Below are 19233 nucleotides of genomic sequence, written 5' to 3'. Positions count from 1 at the left end.
TCTGCTTTATTTTATATCAGGCAAAAAAGTGTCCAGCTCACCCTGGAAACGAATGGGAAACGTACGTTTTGCCAATCCCGTTGCATCATCTGTTTCAATGAATAATCCACAAATAGTGGCTGATCCTTCGGCTGGCTGAAAACGATATCCAGGCATTTTTGTAACAAAACGGTTAATGGCCGCTTCTTTCTGCATACCGATGACACTGTTATAATCCCCACACATACCCGCATCCGTTTGATAGGCAGTACCCAACGGCAAAATCCGATAATCAGCGGTAGGAACATGCGTATGCGTTCCTATAACCCCAGAAACTTTTCCATCCAAATAATATCCAAGAGACATTTTCTCACTTGAAGCCTCGGCATGTATATCTATCAATATGGCATCTACTGTTTCACCCAAGCGATAGGATATCAAAAGAGTTTCAATCATTTTAAAAGGATCATCAAGCGGATCCATATATAGACGACCCATTGCATTGATAACCAATATTTTTTTTTCATCCTTTGTAAAGGAGATATGATAGCCCTGTCCCGGAGTCCCGATGGGATAGTTAATAGGTCTGACTATACGTGGATCCTGTGCGATATAGGCAATCAGGTCTTTACGATCCCAACTGTGATTACCCAAGGTAATAACATCGACACCCGCCCTGAAAAGATCCTGTGCGATAATAGGAGACAACCCAAATCCGTGACTTGCATTTTCTGCATTTACAATAACCTGATCCAAACTTAGTTTAGATCTTAACATGGGCAATTCTTTTATAACGGCTTCTCGACCACTACGACCTACTATATCCCCTAGAAAAGCAATACGCACCTTTAATCCTTCTGACTGTAAATAATTTCTGTTTCAGTAATGATCGTTTGTAAAGAACAATCAAATTTTTCAACCGGTACGGTTGATACCTCTTGATAGGAAAAAGCAATACCAGCGGTTTTAACCATCGGATAAACAGCCAATGTTCTATCATAATACCCTCCACCATAACCCAATCGATTACCCTTCCGGTCAAATGCCAGTAAGGGTAGCATAATTATCTGGGGGTGCATGATTTCCGTATCTGGATATAAGGTTTTATACCGTCCAGACCTCAACTGCACTTCCGGATACCATAAGTGAAACTGCAAGGCCAATCCCACCGGTGGCGTTTCGGGTAATAGAATACGATATCCCTGCCGATATAATTCATGCAAACTATCCCGTATGTCCGCTTCAAATTCAAGAGGCCAAAAAAACGCAATTTTCTGACTACGAAAATGTTTTTTATGAATATACTGAACAATATTTCGATTTAACTGTTTATTTTTTTTTTGCTGTAAAATTTGATTTTCAATTCTCAATTGCCGCATTTTTTGTCGCAGCATTTTTTTTTGATTTGAAATATTTTGCATCTATGTCTTTTAATAAAAATAAAGAAGCCGCCATAGCCGTCGAACTGTCAGCTCTTCCGGACCTGCAAATACAGGTGGGTGCCAGAATAACGAAACCACGATTACGTCAGCGCCAGCTCCCTTGGAAGAAATTATCGGCCCAGGAGATGAACTTTCTAACGAACCAAGCAGCCTCCATTATATATTTAGGCTATTTCAATCCTGTCTGCAATAGTCTCCGCCCGTTCGGAGAAATATTTTAATTGTTCTTGCAATTCACGGTTCTTGTTTCTTAAAACCTCAATCTCATGCTCATTTTGTTTTTTTTCCAATGCATTCAATTGATTAGTTATGTCATGAAGCTTATCTGCCATAATCAGGCTTGCCAGAGCCAACAAGCGTCCCTCACCACTCTGACCCCCTATCTTTCGTATCATATCTATATGTTGTTCAACAATATTGGCCATTGCCTGTAAATGACCTTCCTGCCCATCCTCACATCCAACTGTATAATTAAAACCATTAATGGAAATTGTTACTTGCGCCATTCTTTCATCTCTAACGATCTTGTTAATTTTATTTTCCAACTAATCCACTTTTAATAATACATCTTTTACCTGGGTAATTAAAATGTCTAAATTTGCTAAAATTTTATCTGCACTTTTATTTGAATTTATAAAATCAAGTGAAGATAATTTTTTGTCTAAAAAAAATTCTATTTTATCAAACGCCTTTTCAAGCTTTTTATCTGATGAATCCTGATTATTTCCCTCCTCAGTATTGTTTATAGACAATATATTTATTTTTTCTGAATTGTTTTTATTATCAGATTCAATTGTACTAATGACTTCATGCGTTTCCATGTTATTACACCTTATATGATATCCAAATAATAAAAACCTTTTTATTTTTTAAAGGTAATTATCGATTAAATACTTAAAAAAAGACACTTATCCAAAATGCAAGCCCATAAATTCACTTTTATATCACAAAAAAATATAATTTTCTCATTTAATAAATACACTACTGATACAAATGCATATTTTTTTACCGTCAATCATTTATCCCAATTTTACTTTATTACTTCACATATTAAAAATAATTACTGCCCTATAACTTTCATCTCTCCCCAGAATGCTGTTGCTTATATGGGTGTACGCTGGTGGATGCAACTTATAAAATTTGGCAAACAACTTTTTTCAAATCCAACTGATGACGCACTAGATTGCTACGATAGTGCCGGATTGGCATTGGCGGCTTTGAGACTTGGCCAAAAAAAAATACTCTTTAATTCAAAATCAAAACAGTTTAACCTCCTCAAAAATCGTGCGGACTCACTTCAAGCGACTATTTTAACCAAACGTTCAGAAAGTTTTGACTTGACCGAATTAAGATTCTCTTACTTCTAAGTAATGACTATTTCATATTACAAAAAATCACATAAACTTAATTTTACTATCCTTTCTGAAAAAGAATATTATAATTTTCCACTTCTCTAATGATTTGTTTTTAGGTCTAACAATGAAACTAACCCCTCAAATTAAACATATTCTTAATAATTACGAAAGTGATAGCCCGGTAACAAAACGTAATCTTGCACGGTTGTTAATGCACGGTAAACTATCGGGAACAGGCAAACTTATTATTCTCCCTGTTGATCAAGGGGTAGAACATGGACCAGCAAGATCATTCGCTGTCAATCCAGCGGCCTATGATCCTCATTATCATTATGAACTTGCCATTGACACAGGATTGAACGCTTATGCTGCTCCATTGGGAGCGTTGGAATGTGGGGCCGGCATCTATGCCCATCAAATTCCAACCATTCTTAAACTTAACAATGCAAATTGCCTGAACAATGCAAAAAATCAGGGAATAACAGGTTCAGTTAAGGAAGCTCTCCGTTTAGGTTGTGTCGGTATCGGATATACAATATATCCCGCAAGTGATTATTTTTATGATCAGATGAGAAATCTTCAGGAAATTATTGAGGAAGCAAAATCCGTTGGATTAATTTCAGTCATTTGGAGTTATCCACGTGGCCCCTCACTGGATAAAGATGGTGAAACCGCCATTGATGTCTGTGCCTATGCCGCACATATTGCCGCTCAAATGGGTGCCCATATTATTAAAATTAAGCCACCCACGGCTCATCTACATTTGCCTGAAGCCAAAAAAGTGTATGAAAAAGAAAAAATTGACATTTCCAGTTTAACCAAACGCACTGAACATATCATGCAATCCGCTTTTGCCGGACGTCGATTGGTTATTTTTTCAGGCGGAACCCATACCTCGGAAAAAAATCTTTTAGAAACATATCAATCACTAAAAGATGGCGGTGCAAACGGAGCTATAATTGGACGTAATGTCTTTCAGCGCCCACGTCATGAAGCCTTAGAAATTTTAAATAAACTTGTTGATATCTTTAAAAAATAATAACTATAGTTTGCATATAATATAAAGGCGTTTTATTACATAACTAAAACGCTTTTTTTTAATTAATAATTTATTATTCCTTCATTATAGTATCTTCAATAAAAAATTTGGGACGCTTTTTTACTTCCATATAAATTTTTCCAATATATTCACCTATAATTCCCAAAGAAAAAAGTTGCACTCCTCCTAAAAAAAAGATTGATATAAGAACAGAAGCCCAACCCTGAACAACATAGCCCATCATTTTTTCAGTCAATATATAGCCAATTGCAATTAGTGAAATAAAACAAGTTATAAATCCAATAAAACAAATTATTCTCAAAGGTATTATTGAAAAAGAGGTAATCCCTTCTAGTGCAAGTCCCAACATCTTCTTCAATGGATATTTTGATTCACCCGCCAGACGTTCACTTCTTGTGTAATAGACCCTGGCTTGTTTGTAACCAAGTAAAGGTATCAAACCACGTATATATATATTACGTTCTTTGAATTTCAGCAGGCTCTGCAAAGCACGATAACTTAACAGACGATAATCCGCATGGTTGGCAATTTGTTCAACCCCCATTTTTTCCATTAATTGATAAAATATAATTGCGGTTCCTCTTTTGAATACAGTATCCGTGGAACGATCCTTTCTGACGCCATAAACAATTTCAAATCCCTGTTTATATTTTTCAACCATTTTGTCTATACATTGTATATCATCCTGCAAATCTGCATCGATACTGATACATATGTCCGTATCAACCGAAGATAAACCCGCTATCAGTGCAACTTGATGCCCACAATTTCTGGATAATTTTATTCCTCTTACACAGGATAATTCACGTGAAGCCAGTATAATTTGCTGCCAACTATCATCTTCACTTCCATCATCAATAAAAAGAATATAGCTATTTTCCCTGATTTTTTTTTCTTCAACCAGGCAATTGAGAAAGTTTTTTAAAATATTTAAACTATGTTTAAATATATCCGATTCGTTATAACAAGGCACGATCAGAGCTAATGAGGGAATTGTTTCTTTGTCCATATTTCACCCCGCTTTATAAAAATCCCTTTTATCTTCCATTCTCATACAATAACATCAATGTATTATTTATTTCATGACCCAGAATTTATTAATAAAAAAACTATTCAAAGTATAAACGACCATTCCAATCAATTGGGCAAAATAGGCTTTTAAATTAGAAGAGATCAAAAAATAATCTAAGAATATTTTCATCCCTAAGAGGTTTAAAAAATAACAAAATAAAAAAGTTATAAAAAATTTTGAAAACCTTAAAACAGTCAATTGTACTGAAAAAGTAAATAATGAATTTAATATAAAACTTAAAATAAAGCCAAAAATATATCCAATAATATTAGCCAAATACAAATTGACTTTAAAATATATAAGAATAAAACTAATACCTAAAGTTAAGAGGGTATTCGCTATTCCAACAACGATATATTTAGTAAAAGTGACCAACATTATTTTCATTAAAACAGAAATGGAACATTATTTATTCTCTATACATATCTATATCTTTTTATTAAACAGGTTCTAACCTATCTTTTTATCAAAAACAATCCAATATCGAATTAACAAGATAATGTCTAATTGCCAGTTATACTTATTAACACCACCCCAACTTAATCCAGAAAAATTTAAACCCTTACTCGTTGAAGCCCTTGAAGCCGGACCTATTGCAGCTGTTCAACTTCGTTTAAAAAACGTCACGGACCTTGAAATATGTCAAGCAATTGAAATTCTTAAACCTGTCGTTCAGGAACGTGATATTGCTTTTATACTTAATGACCGTCCAGATCTGGCAAAAAAATTTGAATGTGACGGTGTTCATATAGGTATGGAAGATATGCCTATACAACAAGCCCGACAAATTGTTGGGGATCATTTACAATTAGGTGTTTCCTGTTACGACAGTAAAGACTTGGCAATGCAAGCTGGTGAAAGCGGCGCTGATTATATTGCCTATGGCGCCTTTTTTCCTTCACCAACCAAAAATACAGAAATTCGCACTCCTTTTGAACTCTTAAAATGGTGGTCAGAATTAATGGAACTTCCTGTAGTTGCAATTGGCGGCATTACACCTGAAAATTGCAAACCCCTTGTAAAGGCTGGCGCAGATTTTCTTGCTGTTATAAATGCTGTATGGGGACATGCTGAAGGTCCAGCCCAAGGAATCAAAGAAATGTTAAAATCTATAAACGAGGCTGAGCAAGAATAACCATTCCTATAATTAGTAATAATAATAAATCTGCAATTATCTTGGATAAAATTATTAACTAAAAAAAAATTTCTTAAAACGATAATACTAGGTTTGTTTTTACTACAGGCTTTAAAACGGGAATCGATAACTTTGTATCCATCTATAGGTACACATGCGTTACTAAAAAAATCGTTGTTTTTTCTTTAATAATACCGACATAAGCAACATCCAGTTTTTTAAGAGGAAGAATATCCAATACGAATTAAATCATTTCTGAAATCATAATTATGAACTGCTAAATACAATGCTAAAACTTGATCAATTGCTGTTTTTTACCAAAAATGATTAAACGAGTATTATGTTTTATCTGTTTAATTTTTTAACGTATATCACGATCGATTTGATTCTGGTATGCCCACGCAATGAAAGGGATAGAAATATAGAAAACTATATAAGAAAAAAATACGAACCTATATTTTAAAATGACTTTCATCTCTTTTATTGCGATTTACAAAATTTCTTTCAATTATGGAACAACATTCAGTAAATCCTGAGTCACATATATGAAACCATTGGCCTGGGGAATACCATTTACCCAGATTTTATTTCTCTCTCCAACCTTGTTTTTAACTATCAATTGCTGTTTAGTATTGTCCAAGGAAATATATAATGGATCATTATAATAGGTTGTTAGAGTGTAAGTTCCATTATGTTGCAATACCAGTTTTTTAAGATATTCAGGCGAATAACTTCCAAACACTATTGTATACCCCATCAATCTTTTCAAATAAGATTCATTCTGAACGTCCATCAATGAACCATTCACAAAAAATTTAGGCTTTTCCATTGGTGCATTTGGTACTGCAAAAAGCGTATAGGGACCCCGACGTTCAATAATCGATAACAGACCTGTTTTCCGCAATGCCGCCGTATAATCCGCCAACACGATAGAAGCTCTCACTGTTTGATCCAATGATTCGTCAGCATAAACAGGCATATTGGGCACTGGAAATTCTTTAACATTATTGTAAGAAGGAATAAAATAAAGTTTTGTGCTCCCTTTCGTATAATATGTATCAACTTTAGCAGTATGACGGCAATACCAGGATGGGCTCCCATGCCATTGACATTCTCGTTCATGCTCGGGGACACCACTATTTGAACAATTAACTAATGAGAGTAGTCCTATAAAACCACAAATTCGAATTGAAATTTTTTTTAAATAATTTTTATCAGCCCAATTACCACCGTTTAAATGTCTCATCCTGTCAAAATCCTTATATTAAATTCTTACTCTTGCCAGCGTTTAATAAACATTAGACATAATATCTCTATGATTTAACTTGTAATAAACATTTCGACAAGCATTCAATCATTTATTTCTATCAATAAAACTACGTTATTCATACCCATAATATATTCTGTATATTGGTCACACCTGTTGCCAACATGACCAATCGATCTACACCCATGGCAATTCCCGAACACACAGGTAATTTTTCAAGTGAAAGCAATAATTCCTCATCCATCTCCCAATATTTCATTTCAGGATATAATTCAGAACGACGCTGACGATCGTAAACAAATCTTTTTCTCTGCTCCAGTGGATCGGTCAATTCTTCAAATGCATTTGCCAGTTCCAGACCTCCTGCATATAATTCGAATCGCAAAGCCACCCGCGGATCCAAGGGATCCTTTTTTGCCAGGGCTGCTTGGCTTAAAGGCCAATGAGTCAGGAACGTTGGATTTTGTCTTCCTATATTCGGTTCGACTTTTTCCAATAGAAGACGAAAGAACAAATCTTCCCATGTTTCATTATTCCTTGCATCAACCTTTGCCGCCTTTGCCAATAAGGCAACATCTTCAGGAAGATCAAGCAAGTCAATACCAACATAAATCTCAAAGGCTTGTTGAATTGTCAGACGTTGAAACGGTTTGGTAAAATCAAGCTTGTAATGATTATAATCAATATAAGGTGGCAATAACCTCTTTAACAGCAATTCTGATTCATCCATAAGATCACCAAGGGAACAGTTTGGTCTGTACCATTCCAACATCGTGAATTCTGATGAATGAATATTACCTCCCTCTTGATTTCTCCAAACCCGTGCCAACTGAAAAATAGGCTGATGAATTTCTGCCATTACCTTCTTCATGGAAAATTCTGGACTGGTATGAAGAAAGAGATTGTGTTTTTCTCCTTGGGGAGTTTCATATACCGAATGAAACGGATGTAAATGGACTTCCTCCCCAGGAGTTTTGACCAAATAAGGCGTTTCAATTTCCATGTATCCTCGAGCATCAAAAAAACTGCGAATGGATTTCATGATCCATTGACGACGTTTCAATAAAGGTAAACGATCGGCTATCGATACTCTAAGATCAGACATAATATTGCAGGGTTCCTTATTATGTTGAGAAATTTATTTATGTCTTTAAATATGCAACAATTTAAATTAAATAAAAGCTTTCCTCTTCAAAGCAAGAAAAAATTCATGACATCAAAAACACTTCGAAATGTTCAGGATTTAATTGATTCCAGGCTAATTGATCAAACCATTAGAAAGCCTCTGCAAGAATTGGAACAGTTTTATGCCACCGCCATTTCTCCTGAAATGGTGAATCTTATTCATGATTTTGAAAAGAATGACCCCAACCCAATCGGTCTACAATACATACCTCATCCTGATGAATTGAAAATTACCCCGGATGAAATGCATGATCCCATTGGAGATGAAGCATTGTCACCAATCAAAGGGATTGTTCATCGTTATGAAGACCGTGTATTATTGAAACCTCTACAGATTTGTCCTGTCTATTGCCGCTTCTGTTTCCGCAGGGAACATGTTGGCCCAGATCACGGTTTACTCAATGACAGGGAATTGATTGCAGCACTTCAATGGATTGAAAAACATTCCAAAATTCGTGAAGTTATTCTTTCAGGGGGCGACCCCTTTATTCTTTCGCCACGTCGAATGAAACTGATTATACAAAAAATAAATAACATACCGCATGTTTCAACCATACGGATTCATACACGTGTCCCCTTTTCCGCACCCTCTCTTATGAACAAAATCTTTATTGAAAGTCTGGACACAAACAAGGCGCTATGGATCGTTGTTCATGCCAATCATCCAGCTGAATTCACCCCTTACGCATTCAAGGCCATTCGCAGTTTGCTCTCGAGAGGGATACCTCTTCTTAGCCAATCCGTATTATTGAAAAATGTGAATGATAATATTGAAACGCTGGAAAACCTATTGAGATCTTTTGTTGAATGGCGGATAAAGCCCTATTATTTACATCAGCTGGATAAAGCGCCTGGCACCAATCGATTTTATGTACCCATTAATAATGGACAGGAATTACTTCGTGCATTAAGAGGGCGCGTTACAGGTATAGCTTGGCCTACCTATGTTCTTGATATTCCTGGAGGGTATGGAAAAGTTCCATTGGGACCAGACTATTATGATCCCGAAAAACCATCCTCGATTCTTGACCCTAAAAATCATAATCATAAAATTTAAATTATATCTTGCAGCAACGCCTAGTCCATTTTATATAAAAAGAACGATAAACCGTCTTTTTAGTATTTTAATCATCAGAGAGTATTATGAAACAACAGGCAAACCAAATCCGTGCAGGTCAGGTTATTGAACATGATGGACGTCGGTGGTCTGTCCTTAAGCAGCAAATCATCACACCTGGTAAAGGCGGTGCCTTTATTCAAGTCGAAATGCGTGATCTTAAAACAGGCAACAAAACCAATGAACGTTGGCGTACTGCCGATACCGTCGAACGTCTGTTAACCGAAGACAAAGAATATAATTACTCTTATGAAGATGGTGATAATCTTGTGTTCATGGATCCGGAAACTTTTGAACAATTTATGTTGCCAAAAGATATACTTGGGGATCAGGTTGCGTTTCTGCAGGATAATATGAAGGTCATAGTCAACTTGGTTGAGGGCGATCCCATTTCCGTCACATTGCCCCCTCAGGTAACCTTGGAAATTGTTGAGGCGGAACCTGTGGTAAAAGGCCAAACAGCAAGTTCTTCCTATAAGCCCGCCATGTTATCCAATGGTGTAAAAACAATGGTTCCCCCTTTTATCGAGGCTGGAGAAAAAATCGTTGTACGAACAGAAGATGGCAGCTATGTTGAAAGAGCAAAAAATTAGGCTTTTTTATAGTTTTAAACCTAAACCATTTTTATTTTGATCTAAAGAAAAGATGTCAAATCTTAGTCAATTAAGAAAGACATCTTTTTAAATTTGCATTATTAAGTTAGGTTAAATACTAACTGAAAAATTCAAATGCCTTTTGTAAATTCTAGGAAAAATTAATGGCGATTCGACTTTCCCCTCATATGACCGTAATGCAGAATGCAGCACAAAAAGCTGCACGCACGCTTCTTCGTGATTTTAATGAAGTTGAGATGTTGCAAGTGAGTGTCAAAGGTCCCGGGGACTTCGTATCACAGGCAGACCTAAAGGCCGAATCGACTATTAAAACAGAACTCAGTAAAGCGAGACCTGGATATGCCTTTCTTATGGAAGAAAGCGGTGCCTCAGGGGGAGATAACTGGAACTGGCGCTGGGTTGTTGATCCTCTTGATGGAACAACTAATTTTTTACATGGAATTCCACATTGGGCAATTTCCATAGGCCTTCAGAAACGTAATGATAAAGGTCAGGTTGAAATCGTTGCCGGCGTTATTTATAACCCGGTTGCCAATGAAATGTTTTGGGCTGAAAAGGGTGTCGGCGCTTTTCTGAATGAACGTCGCCTTCGCGTTTCCTCTCGACGAGACATGTTTCAGGCTGTACTTGCCACTGGCATTCCTTTTGCCATTTCCGACATTAATAAACAGGAAAAATTTGTAAAAATCCTTAAATCAGTCATGCCAAAAATTGCAGGCATAAGACGCTATGGTGCCGCTGCCCTGGATTTAGCATGGGTTGCAGCAGGCCGTTATGAAGGTTTTTGGGAAATGGATTTAAAACCCTGGGATGTTGCCGCAGGAATTCTATTGGTCAAGGAAGCTGGCGGATATATAACCGATCCTGAAGGAAATCCATTAGATGATCTAAAAATGTCCGTTAATACCGTTGCAGGAAATGCAGCGCTTTTCCCTAAAATTAGGGAGACAATATTAGAAAACATTTCCAAACCTTGATAATTAATGATAATTAATTTTAGTTATTCTTTTATTCTAACAGGTTGAGAATTCGTCAATGTTTTTTTTATCATCTTCTGCACCGGCACTAAAAAAAAAACATCTTTATTATTTGACTATATTTTCAACCATATTGTTTTCTTCTTGGAATAACATGATTTTTGCCCAGGTTAGTGTCAATAATTCAGCCTTAAATAATCTAGGTCCTGCAAAAAATATCCAACCAAAATCGACAAAAAATAAAAAAGCAACTTCTATTTCCAAACACACAAAACAACCAACAAATCCTGCTAAAATTTCGCAGTCAAAACCAAAACAAACACAAGCTGCCATCCCGTCAATTCCCAATTCCCCACCTCCCAACCCTGTTTTTAGAGATCCAGAGCTAAACGTACCTTTACATCCACCAGCCCCTCCTGCCATGCCTAAGATTAATCCTAAAGCCCAAGGAAATGTCGTGGTTAATGATCAACACACCATCATTAATTTTAAGGGAGATGAATCTGAATTAAACGAAATAATGATGAAAACGGTAATGGATATGGCTAATGTACTTAAGCGGAATCCTAACGTTCAGATTTACCTTAATGCATATAGTCATGGAACTGTTGATGATATATCTACACCAAGAAGAAACGCCTTAAATCGTGGGCTTACTATACGTGCTGTCTTAATTAATCAGGGTATTCCGGCCACTCGCATTTATTTGATTGCAAAAGGCATACCGGAATCAAATACAAATGCAAATCCAGATTATGTTGAAATGGTACGTTCAGATTTAGTAAAAGACAAAAAATAACTTTTTTAAACGCATATTGTTTGAATTGTATATTCTATAAAAAATCCTCTTAAACAGAGGATTGTAAAAAGTAAAACAAATTTAGAACTAACCTTGACGTGCTTTCATACGCGGATTTTTCTTGTTGATTACATATACTTTTCCATGACGGCGAACAATGCGACAATCTTTATCGCGGAGTTTCGCAGAACGTAAACTATTTCTGATTTTCATAATTAATTCATCCCAGGCAATAAATACAAAAGTCCCTTTTTATATAAAGAAAAATTAAAAAATGTCAAATGCAAAGCGATTATTTTCTAAAGTTTAAGCTTTTGGAAAACTTTTTCAAATTGCTTGAATTCTGCCGATCTCAATGAATTTCTACGCCAAGCCAGGCCAATTGTTCTCCAGGCTGGATTTCCCTCTAAAGAACAGACAGCTACATCCTTGTTTACTATTACACCGGATCTAATAACCATTTCGGGAATAAATGCAATTCCCAAACCGACTTCAACCATACTTATTACCGTATCCAGAGAAGAGGCGACAAAATTGTTGCTGAAATCGTTGACCGCTTTCATGGTCTGACTTTGTCGACACATATCAATGGTCTGATCGCGTAAACAATGACCATCTTGCAACATTATAATTTCTTTTGGATCAATCTGATGTAATGACACCCTATCCAAAAAGGCTAAGACATGATCCTTGGGTGTTATTAAATAGAATTTGTCTTTATAAAGCGCATAGGTATCCGCACCTCCACAGGAACATGGCATTGCAATAATCAATAAATCGAGATATCCAATGAATAATTTTTCCATTAGATTTTCAGTTATATCTTCCTGAATAGTCAAAGTTAGTTTTGGATAGGTTTTCCGAATTTCCCTAACCAAAAAAGATAAAATATAAGGTGCAATTGTGGGAATGATTCCAAGCCTCAAAGAAGAGGAAAGTGGTTCATGCGCAAAACTTACCATTTCACGAACCGTTTCCAAACCCTGCAATGCAATTCTTGCTTGTTCAGCTATTTCCTGTCCCAATGGTGTAAATACAACCCTTTTTCCCGCTGTTCTATCCAATATAGAGACATTCAACTGACGTTCTAAACTTAAAATTCCTGCAGATAATGTTGACTGTGTGACAGAGCAGGCATTTGCCGCACGACCAAAATGATGTAATTCTGACAATGCAATAAGATAACGTAATTGTTGCGGCGAAGGGAGTGCTTCCATCGTTTTTTTCAATCATTCATTACTAAATATTTCATTTGAAATATTAGCATTTTTTACACATATTAATAGAGGAACCAAAAAAAATTTTATAATGTTATTTTATTAGGAGAAAATAATATGTTGACTGTTGGTGATCAATTTCCATCTTTTAGTCTTACAACTGTTCCTGCTGGTCCTGATGGACTGAATGGAGAATTTATAACGATCAATAATCAAAGCGACAAGGGTAAATGGAAATTATTTTTCTTTTGGCCTATGGATTTCACATTCATTTGCCCAACGGAAATCGCGGCTTTTAGCGACATGGAAACAGAATTTTCAGAACGTAACACTGCTGTTTACGGTGTATCGATTGACTCTGAATATGTTCATTTAAACTGGCGTCTTCATAATGAAACTTTAAAAAATCTGAAGATTCCAATGCTGGCTGACAACAAGCGCGAACTTTCTGCAGCATTAGGTATTCTTCATTATGAAGCTGGTGTTGATTTAAGAGCGACATATATTGTTGATCCAGAAGGGATTATCCGTCACGTCAGTGCAAATGACCTGTCTGTTGGTCGCAATCCAGAAGAATTCCTTCGCATTCTTGATGCTTTGCAAAACGGGGGTCTTTGTCCTTGCAGCTGGCACAAAGGGGATAAAACTCTTTAGTTTATCCATTGATAAATCATCAAAGCCTCTTGATCTCATATCAAGAGGCTTTTTTATTTTAATTTGCTAATAATATTATTATAATTCTTCAAAATTTTTAACATAAACATTCATACCAAAGGAAACAATCTTGAAGGCTTTAATCTTGCAGCATGCTTCTTTTGAGACACCGGGTTATATTCTTGATTGGCTAAAAATACATCAATATGAAACAATTATTTTGAAATTGTACGAAATGGATGAAAAAAACATTCCTCTTTCCTATAACATCAATCTTTTAATTATCATGGGTGGTCCCATGAGTGTTCATGATGAAAAAAAATATAAATGGTTATCAAAAGAAAAACAATTAATTAAAAACTTAATAAATAAAAATATTCCAACTCTAGGCATTTGTTTGGGGGCTCAATTAATTGCTGACATTTATAATGCCCATATTACAATCGCTAAGCATAAAGAAATTGGTTGGTTTCCTATTCAGGTAATTCAATCCAAGGAGAGTAAGAAAATCAAATGGCCTGAAAATTTTGTCACATTTTTATGGCATGGTGAACAATTTGATATTCCAGCACATGCCAAATTACTCGCATTTAGTCAAGGTTGCCCACATCAGGCCTTTATGATAAAGAATAATGTAATTGGATTACAGTTCCATCCGGAAATGACTTTAACAATGATTCAAAACATGATTGAAAATTGTTATGATCAGGATAAAATCCTCTCTCCTTTCGTTCAAAGCATAAAAGAGATACTTTCTGTCCCAAAGGAACATTATTCAATAAATCATCAAATAATAGACAACCTGCTTTCATATTTAACTACATAAAGTCAATACCTAGATATTATTTTCAATCACTTGTTTTAATTGCTGTAACACAAGATCCACAAGCTGATTATCTTTTGCCTCAACCATAATACGAATCAAGGGTTCTGTCCCACTTTTCCTTAGAAGGACCCTTCCCTCTTTACCCAATTTCAATTCCGCATCCCTTACGACCTTTTTAACTGCTTCGGTATTTAAAGGGTTTTTTCCGTTAAAACGAATATTATATAACTTTTGAGGGAACGGCATAAACATTCTACATACTTCACTTGCTTTTTTACCCTCTTCAATAATAACTGCCAATACTTGCAATGCAGCAATAAGACCATCACCGGTCGTTGAAAATTCAGAAAGGATCATATGCCCAGACTGTTCCCCTCCAACATTACATCCAAGTTGACGCATCTTTTCAACAACATAACGATCACCTACACAGGTTCTCGTTAATTGAATTCCGGTATCATCCAAAAACTGCTCGAGTCCCATATTGGACATCACTGTCGCTACAATTGAATGATTTTGGAGCATCTTCTTTCTATCCCAGGAAGATGCAATTAAAGCCAGAATCTGATCACCATCGATAAGCTTGCCCTCTTCATCAACCAACAGCATACGATCAGCATCGCCATCAAGAGCTATTCCCAAATCAGCCTTATGCTCCAACACAGAATTGATTAACGTTTCTGGATGTGTTGATCCACAATTTTTATTAATATTTAAACCGTTCGGTTTACATCCAAGCGATATAACTTCTGCGCCCAACTCCCACAGTGCTTTGGGGGCCACATGATAAGCGGAACCATTTGCACAATCAATAACGATTTTCAAACCATCAAGGCGACACCCACGGGGAAAAGAAGCCTTTGCATGTTCAATATAGCGACCTGCTGCATCATCCAGACGTACGGCCCGACCAATATGTTCATTACCAGCCAATTGACCTGACAAATCAGATCTAATCATGGCTTCAATTTCAAGCTCCTGTGCATCGGAAAGCTTAAATCCATCTCTGTTAAAAATTTTTATTCCATTATCTTGGAATGGATTATGTGATGCAGAAATCATAACCCCAAGATCAGCACGCAAGGAGCGAGTCAACATTGCAATCGCTGGCGTAGGCATCGGACCAACCAGAATCACATCCATTCCTGCCGATAAAAAACCGGCAACCAAGGCACTTTCAATCATATAGCCTGATAAACGTGTATCTTTTCCGATCAAAACTTGATGTCTTCTATGGTCTTTTCCAGCCATGAACATCAATCCTGCAGCTTGGCCAAGCTTCTGTGCCACTTCTACCGTCATAGGATCACTATTGGCTGTACCACGAATTCCATCTGTTCCAAAAAGTAATCTATGATTTTTCATTAACTTTTCCCATGTTAAACAATAAAACATCACAATTGATATGACAGAAATCAACCATATAAAGTCTGCCACATTTTCATGCTTTGTACCGCAGCGGGCACATTGTGAACACGAATAATTGAATTTCCAAAATAAAATGCTGGAGATGACGCTATCATGGTAGCGGCATCATATTTCTCAAAATTCATTTTTCCAGCAATTTCGCTAATAAAACGTTTTCTGGAGACTGCTAGAAGCAAACGGCAACCTAAGTTAGCAAAAGCGGCGAATTTTTTTAAAAGTTCCATATTTTGAAAATTATTCTTTGCAAAACCTATACCCGGATCAAGTATTACATTTTCACGACGAATACCTGCATTTACCGCTTTTTGAATTTTTCTTTGCAATTCTGCAAAAACATCAACCAAAACATTGTTGTAATTCTTATATTGATGCATTGTCTGGGGATTTCCACGCATATGCATCAAAATCACAGGACATTGAGCCTGAGAAATAACCTGTGCACTTTCCCTATCATCAAGAGCAGAAATATCATTAATTAAATCAGCTCCTGCATCTAAGGCATATTTCATTGTTTCAGCATGACGCGTATCAACAGACAAATAGGCACCACATCCTTTTAATGCTTTGACAACAGGAATAATTCTACGACATTCCTCTTCAGTTGACACAGGTTGAGAGCCAGGCCGTGTACTTTCACCACCAATATCGATTACTGTCGCACCATCCTCAACCATTTTATGAGCGGCCCGAATAGCAGTTGAACTTGAATAATGTTTGCCACCATCACTAAAACTATCAGGCGTTACATTCAGTATACCCATAATTAGAGAACCTTCAGGCAATCCAGCCAGAGGCGAGGCAGTTGTTATTTTTCTTATCTGATTAGAATATAAGGGTGAATGAAAACAATCTTTGACATACCCAATTTCCAGTTTTTGATTCTCAATTATCTCAATCATTGAAAAGGCAACTTTTTTTTCTTGACCTGCAAAAGGTAATGCAAGCTCATTTTTGATTGCAAACTGGGCTGAATTTCCAAATAAAAATCCTGTAGGATTTATAATCATATCATTCTTAACACTATAACCATGACACTGTCATCTAATATCAATCTCAAATAAAATAAGTGAAAAGAATATATTCTTTTCACTTAAAAAATAGTTTTAATCCATAAAAATTAAAACCCTAGTTATGTTACTCAAAATTAACACCTGTTGCAGGAACAGGATTATCAGCATGACCAGCATCATCCTTTTTTATTTTATCAGAACCAACATTATCACCTGAATGATGAGCCACATCGATTGATGATCTCAATTTTTTTGTCGTGTCATCAACAAGGCTACGTTCAATTTTTTCACCGCGAAGAACCTGTCTGATTTCCTCTCCACTTAAAGTTTCATATTCCAAAAGACCTTGAGCCAATCTTTCAAGATCTTCCCTGTGCTCTTCTAACAACGCTGTTGCACGTTTATGTGCATCATCAATCAAACGTTTAACTTCGGCTTCTATTTCATGAACGGTTTCACTAGAAATATTTTTACCTTGTCCCATGGAATGACCCAGAAAAACCTCTTGTTCATTTTCAGCATAAGAAACAAGTCCAATTTTTTCACTCATACCCCATTCAGTAACCATCCGTCGTGCAAGATCCGTCGCCATTTTGATATCGCCAGATGCACCGTTTGAAACATTTTCCGGACCAAAAATCATTGATTCAGCACAACGTCCACCCATGGCAAGAACCAGTTCAGCCAAACATTTCGATTTGCTTTTTGAATAGCGATCGCCTTCCGGTAGACTCATCACCATTCCCAATGCGCGTCCACGTGGAATAATTGTAGCCTTATGTACCGGATCACATCCAGGAGTAAATAATGCGCAAATGGCATGCCCGCCTTCATGATACGCGGTCATTTTTTTCTCATCTTCACTCATGACCAGTGAACGACGTTCTGAACCCATCATGACCTTGTCTTTGGCATTTTCAAATTCTAGCATCGATACTGTTCGACGGTTTAACCGTGCAGCCAACAAAGCCGCCTCATTAACAAGATTTGCAAGATCAGCACCAGAAAAACCTGGTGTTCCACGGGCAATTACTCTTGGATCAACATCAGATGCTAACGGAACCTTTTTCATATGTACGCGAAGGATTTTTTCACGACCCCCGACATCAGGATTAGGCACAACAACCTGACGATCAAATCTTCCTGGACGTAACAATGCTGGATCCAAAACATCAGGCCTGTTCGTTGCGGCTATGAGAATTACGCTTTCATTGCTGTCAAATCCATCCATTTCAACCAGCATCTGATTTAAAGTCTGTTCTCGCTCATCATTACCACCACCGAGACCGGCACCACGATGACGTCCAACGGCGTCAATTTCATCGATAAAAATAATACAGGGAGCAGCTTTTTTACCCTGTTCAAACATATCTCGAACACGAGAAGCCCCCACTCCAACAAACATTTCTACAAAATCAGAACCTGAAATTGTAAAAAATGGAACATTTGCCTCGCCAGCAATCGCACGCGCCAATAAGGTTTTCCCTGTTCCAGGAGGGCCAACCAACAAGACCCCTTTTGGTATTCTGCCACCCAGCCGCTGAAATTTTTGTGGATCTTTAAGGAATTCAACAATTTCTTCCAGCTCGCTTTTAGCTTCATCAATTCCCGCCACATCCGCAAACGTGACACGTCCCTGTTTTTCAGTCAGCAAACGGGCCTTGGATTTACCAAATCCCATTGCCTTTCCCCCTGCGCTTTGCATATTGCGCATAAGAAGAATAAATAAACCGATAATCAGCAAGGTTGGCAATAAATTCAATACAAGCTGCCAAAAAAGATTTGGATGATTATCAACAGGTTTAACCTCTATCGTAACTTTATGGTCAGTGAGGGTTGATAAAAGCGAAGTATCCTGTGTTGGCAAATAGGTTTGAAATTTCTTGCCATCCTGACTTGTTCCAGTTAAATACCGGTCCTGTATGACAACTGATTTAACATTTCCAGCGTTAACATCGCCTAGGAATTTAGAATAACTAACTTGATTGTCCACAACAACATTACTGCTTGGTCGAAAATATCCAACCACTAACATTACTGATACAATAACGAGTATCCATAAACTTAAATTACGCCCAAAATTTTTCATTCTACTT

22 protein-coding genes and 1 other RNA gene are annotated in these 19233 nt (G+C 36.7%); 9 read left to right on the top strand and 14 right to left on the bottom strand.

Annotation, left to right across the window (positions count from 1 at the left end; all coding sequences use genetic code 11):
* Nucleotides 1-6 precede the first annotated feature (6 nt).
* The 5 genes from D9V35_RS03490 to D9V35_RS03470 all read right to left on the bottom strand — a co-directional run bounded on the left by D9V35_RS03490 (nucleotide 7) and on the right by D9V35_RS03470 (nucleotide 2242).
* Nucleotides 7-825, bottom strand: coding sequence for a TIGR00282 family metallophosphoesterase (locus D9V35_RS03490; RefSeq protein WP_122123387.1), 819 nt, complete (start codon nucleotides 823-825; stop codon nucleotides 7-9).
* Between the two features lie 2 nt (nucleotides 826-827).
* Entirely contained in the window at nucleotides 828-1400 is a 573-nt protein-coding gene (locus D9V35_RS03485; protein WP_122123386.1) for a 5-formyltetrahydrofolate cyclo-ligase, read from the bottom strand.
* Between the two features lie 20 nt (nucleotides 1401-1420).
* Nucleotides 1421-1577, bottom strand: a non-coding RNA gene (ssrS, locus tag D9V35_RS03480) — 6S RNA.
* A gap of 8 nt (nucleotides 1578-1585) precedes the next feature.
* Nucleotides 1586-1927, bottom strand: coding sequence for a cell division protein ZapA (locus D9V35_RS03475; protein ID WP_122124259.1), 342 nt, complete (start codon nucleotides 1925-1927; stop codon nucleotides 1586-1588).
* A 39-nt stretch (nucleotides 1928-1966) separates the two neighbouring features.
* Nucleotides 1967-2242: a hypothetical protein gene (locus D9V35_RS03470; protein WP_122123385.1), complete on the bottom strand. Its 276-nt coding sequence runs from the start codon at nucleotides 2240-2242 to the stop codon at nucleotides 1967-1969.
* A gap of 96 nt (nucleotides 2243-2338) precedes the next feature.
* Between D9V35_RS03470 and D9V35_RS03465 the strand changes: the two genes are divergently transcribed.
* Nucleotides 2339-2788, top strand: coding sequence for a hypothetical protein (locus D9V35_RS03465; protein WP_122123384.1), 450 nt, complete (start codon nucleotides 2339-2341; stop codon nucleotides 2786-2788).
* A gap of 112 nt (nucleotides 2789-2900) precedes the next feature.
* Nucleotides 2901-3815 carry a class I fructose-bisphosphate aldolase gene (locus D9V35_RS03460; RefSeq protein ID WP_122123383.1) on the top strand — a complete coding sequence of 305 codons (915 nt, stop codon included), beginning with the start codon at nucleotides 2901-2903 and terminating at the stop codon, nucleotides 3813-3815.
* Nucleotides 3816-3888: 73 nt separating this feature from the next.
* Here the strand turns inward: D9V35_RS03460 and D9V35_RS03455 are convergent, their stop codons facing one another.
* Together D9V35_RS03455 and D9V35_RS09545 are read right to left on the bottom strand one after the other, a co-directional pair.
* Nucleotides 3889-4845 (bottom strand): glycosyltransferase family 2 protein, encoded by a 957-nt coding sequence (locus D9V35_RS03455; RefSeq protein ID WP_122123382.1) that lies wholly within the window; start codon nucleotides 4843-4845, stop codon nucleotides 3889-3891.
* Between the two features lie 66 nt (nucleotides 4846-4911).
* On the bottom strand, nucleotides 4912-5286 hold the full coding sequence (locus tag D9V35_RS09545; protein WP_162988559.1) for a GtrA family protein: 375 nt from the start codon (nucleotides 5284-5286) through the stop codon (nucleotides 4912-4914).
* 121 nt (nucleotides 5287-5407) lie between these two features.
* Between D9V35_RS09545 and thiE the strand changes: the two genes are divergently transcribed.
* Nucleotides 5408-6043 carry a thiamine phosphate synthase gene (gene thiE, locus D9V35_RS03445; RefSeq protein ID WP_122123380.1) on the top strand — a complete coding sequence of 212 codons (636 nt, stop codon included), beginning with the start codon at nucleotides 5408-5410 and terminating at the stop codon, nucleotides 6041-6043.
* A gap of 508 nt (nucleotides 6044-6551) precedes the next feature.
* Here the strand turns inward: thiE and D9V35_RS03440 are convergent.
* Together D9V35_RS03440 and epmA are read right to left on the bottom strand one after the other, a co-directional pair.
* On the bottom strand, nucleotides 6552-7289 hold the full coding sequence (locus D9V35_RS03440; protein ID WP_122123379.1) for a fasciclin domain-containing protein: 738 nt from the start codon (nucleotides 7287-7289) through the stop codon (nucleotides 6552-6554).
* 139 nt (nucleotides 7290-7428) lie between these two features.
* The gene (epmA, locus tag D9V35_RS03435) at nucleotides 7429-8415 is read right to left on the bottom strand and encodes an EF-P lysine aminoacylase EpmA (RefSeq protein WP_110438817.1); all 987 of its coding nucleotides are present in this window, start codon (nucleotides 8413-8415) and stop codon (nucleotides 7429-7431) included.
* A gap of 105 nt (nucleotides 8416-8520) precedes the next feature.
* On the opposite strand from epmA, the gene D9V35_RS03430 reads away from it, so the two are divergent.
* From D9V35_RS03430 to D9V35_RS03415, 4 genes are all read left to right on the top strand, one after another.
* Complete coding sequence (locus D9V35_RS03430) at nucleotides 8521-9552, top strand: lysine-2,3-aminomutase-like protein (protein WP_122124258.1); 1032 nt, start codon at nucleotides 8521-8523, stop codon at nucleotides 9550-9552.
* A gap of 86 nt (nucleotides 9553-9638) precedes the next feature.
* Nucleotides 9639-10205 (top strand): elongation factor P, encoded by a 567-nt coding sequence (gene efp, locus D9V35_RS03425; protein WP_110438815.1) that lies wholly within the window; start codon nucleotides 9639-9641, stop codon nucleotides 10203-10205.
* 170 nt (nucleotides 10206-10375) lie between these two features.
* Nucleotides 10376-11203 carry an inositol monophosphatase family protein gene (locus D9V35_RS03420; RefSeq protein WP_122124257.1) on the top strand — a complete coding sequence of 276 codons (828 nt, stop codon included), beginning with the start codon at nucleotides 10376-10378 and terminating at the stop codon, nucleotides 11201-11203.
* Nucleotides 11204-11261: 58 nt separating this feature from the next.
* Nucleotides 11262-12002, top strand: coding sequence for an OmpA family protein (locus D9V35_RS03415; RefSeq protein ID WP_122123378.1), 741 nt, complete (start codon nucleotides 11262-11264; stop codon nucleotides 12000-12002).
* Between the two features lie 87 nt (nucleotides 12003-12089).
* On the opposite strand, the gene ykgO is transcribed toward D9V35_RS03415, so the two are convergent.
* On the bottom strand, nucleotides 12090-12215 hold the full coding sequence (ykgO, locus tag D9V35_RS03410) for a type B 50S ribosomal protein L36 (protein ID WP_110438813.1): 126 nt from the start codon (nucleotides 12213-12215) through the stop codon (nucleotides 12090-12092).
* A gap of 86 nt (nucleotides 12216-12301) precedes the next feature.
* Nucleotides 12302-13219 carry a hydrogen peroxide-inducible genes activator gene (locus D9V35_RS03405; RefSeq protein WP_122123377.1) on the bottom strand — a complete coding sequence of 306 codons (918 nt, stop codon included), beginning with the start codon at nucleotides 13217-13219 and terminating at the stop codon, nucleotides 12302-12304.
* A gap of 117 nt (nucleotides 13220-13336) precedes the next feature.
* Between D9V35_RS03405 and D9V35_RS03400 the strand changes: the two genes are divergently transcribed.
* Together D9V35_RS03400 and D9V35_RS03395 are read left to right on the top strand one after the other, a co-directional pair.
* Nucleotides 13337-13873 (top strand): peroxiredoxin, encoded by a 537-nt coding sequence (locus D9V35_RS03400; RefSeq protein ID WP_110438811.1) that lies wholly within the window; start codon nucleotides 13337-13339, stop codon nucleotides 13871-13873.
* Nucleotides 13874-14108: 235 nt separating this feature from the next.
* Nucleotides 14109-14699, top strand: a complete 591-nt coding sequence (locus D9V35_RS03395) for a type 1 glutamine amidotransferase (RefSeq protein WP_240993406.1) — start codon at nucleotides 14109-14111, stop codon at nucleotides 14697-14699.
* 9 nt (nucleotides 14700-14708) lie between these two features.
* Here the strand turns inward: D9V35_RS03395 and glmM are convergent, their stop codons facing one another.
* The 3 genes from glmM to ftsH all read right to left on the bottom strand — a co-directional run bounded on the left by glmM (nucleotide 14709) and on the right by ftsH (nucleotide 19226).
* Complete coding sequence (gene glmM, locus D9V35_RS03390; protein ID WP_122123375.1) at nucleotides 14709-16064, bottom strand: phosphoglucosamine mutase; 1356 nt, start codon at nucleotides 16062-16064, stop codon at nucleotides 14709-14711.
* A gap of 50 nt (nucleotides 16065-16114) precedes the next feature.
* Nucleotides 16115-17134 (bottom strand): dihydropteroate synthase, encoded by a 1020-nt coding sequence (gene folP / locus D9V35_RS03385; protein WP_122123374.1) that lies wholly within the window; start codon nucleotides 17132-17134, stop codon nucleotides 16115-16117.
* Nucleotides 17135-17261: 127 nt separating this feature from the next.
* Entirely contained in the window at nucleotides 17262-19226 is a 1965-nt protein-coding gene (gene ftsH / locus D9V35_RS03380) for an ATP-dependent zinc metalloprotease FtsH (RefSeq protein ID WP_122123373.1), read from the bottom strand.
* Between the last annotated feature and the right edge of the window lie 7 nt (nucleotides 19227-19233).

It is taken from the genome of Commensalibacter melissae, assembly GCF_003691365.1.
Classification (GTDB): domain Bacteria; phylum Pseudomonadota; class Alphaproteobacteria; order Acetobacterales; family Acetobacteraceae; genus Commensalibacter; species Commensalibacter melissae.
The sequence above is the reverse complement of the archived record's forward strand: the minus strand, read 5'-3'. Positions and strand labels throughout refer to the sequence as shown.

Excerpts from the sequence above, each read along its gene's own strand:
- D9V35_RS03485 (WP_122123386.1), bottom strand. The coding sequence starts at position 1,400 with ATGCAAAATATTTCAAATCAAAAAAAAATGCTGCGACAAAAAATGCGG.
- D9V35_RS03475 (WP_122124259.1), bottom strand. The coding sequence starts at position 1,927 with ATGGCGCAAGTAACAATTTCCATTAATGGTTTTAATTATACAGTTGGA.
- D9V35_RS03470 (WP_122123385.1), bottom strand. The coding sequence starts at position 2,242 with ATGGAAACGCATGAAGTCATTAGTACAATTGAATCTGATAATAAAAAC.
- D9V35_RS03465 (WP_122123384.1), top strand. The coding sequence starts at position 2,339 with ATGCAAGCCCATAAATTCACTTTTATATCACAAAAAAATATAATTTTC.
- D9V35_RS03460 (WP_122123383.1), top strand. The coding sequence starts at position 2,901 with ATGAAACTAACCCCTCAAATTAAACATATTCTTAATAATTACGAAAGT.
- D9V35_RS03455 (WP_122123382.1), bottom strand. The coding sequence starts at position 4,845 with ATGGACAAAGAAACAATTCCCTCATTAGCTCTGATCGTGCCTTGTTAT.
- D9V35_RS09545 (WP_162988559.1), bottom strand. The coding sequence starts at position 5,286 with ATGTTGGTCACTTTTACTAAATATATCGTTGTTGGAATAGCGAATACC.
- thiE (WP_122123380.1), top strand. The coding sequence starts at position 5,408 with ATGTCTAATTGCCAGTTATACTTATTAACACCACCCCAACTTAATCCA.
- D9V35_RS03440 (WP_122123379.1), bottom strand. The coding sequence starts at position 7,289 with ATGAGACATTTAAACGGTGGTAATTGGGCTGATAAAAATTATTTAAAA.
- epmA (WP_110438817.1), bottom strand. The coding sequence starts at position 8,415 with ATGTCTGATCTTAGAGTATCGATAGCCGATCGTTTACCTTTATTGAAA.
- D9V35_RS03430 (WP_122124258.1), top strand. The coding sequence starts at position 8,521 with ATGACATCAAAAACACTTCGAAATGTTCAGGATTTAATTGATTCCAGG.
- efp (WP_110438815.1), top strand. The coding sequence starts at position 9,639 with ATGAAACAACAGGCAAACCAAATCCGTGCAGGTCAGGTTATTGAACAT.
- D9V35_RS03415 (WP_122123378.1), top strand. The coding sequence starts at position 11,262 with ATGTTTTTTTTATCATCTTCTGCACCGGCACTAAAAAAAAAACATCTT.
- ykgO (WP_110438813.1), bottom strand. The coding sequence starts at position 12,215 with ATGAAAATCAGAAATAGTTTACGTTCTGCGAAACTCCGCGATAAAGAT.
- D9V35_RS03405 (WP_122123377.1), bottom strand. The coding sequence starts at position 13,219 with ATGGAAGCACTCCCTTCGCCGCAACAATTACGTTATCTTATTGCATTG.
- D9V35_RS03400 (WP_110438811.1), top strand. The coding sequence starts at position 13,337 with ATGTTGACTGTTGGTGATCAATTTCCATCTTTTAGTCTTACAACTGTT.
- D9V35_RS03395 (WP_240993406.1), top strand. The coding sequence starts at position 14,109 with ATGGATGAAAAAAACATTCCTCTTTCCTATAACATCAATCTTTTAATT.
- glmM (WP_122123375.1), bottom strand. The coding sequence starts at position 16,064 with ATGAAAAATCATAGATTACTTTTTGGAACAGATGGAATTCGTGGTACA.
- folP (WP_122123374.1), bottom strand. The coding sequence starts at position 17,134 with ATGATTATAAATCCTACAGGATTTTTATTTGGAAATTCAGCCCAGTTT.
- ftsH (WP_122123373.1), bottom strand. The coding sequence starts at position 19,226 with ATGAAAAATTTTGGGCGTAATTTAAGTTTATGGATACTCGTTATTGTA.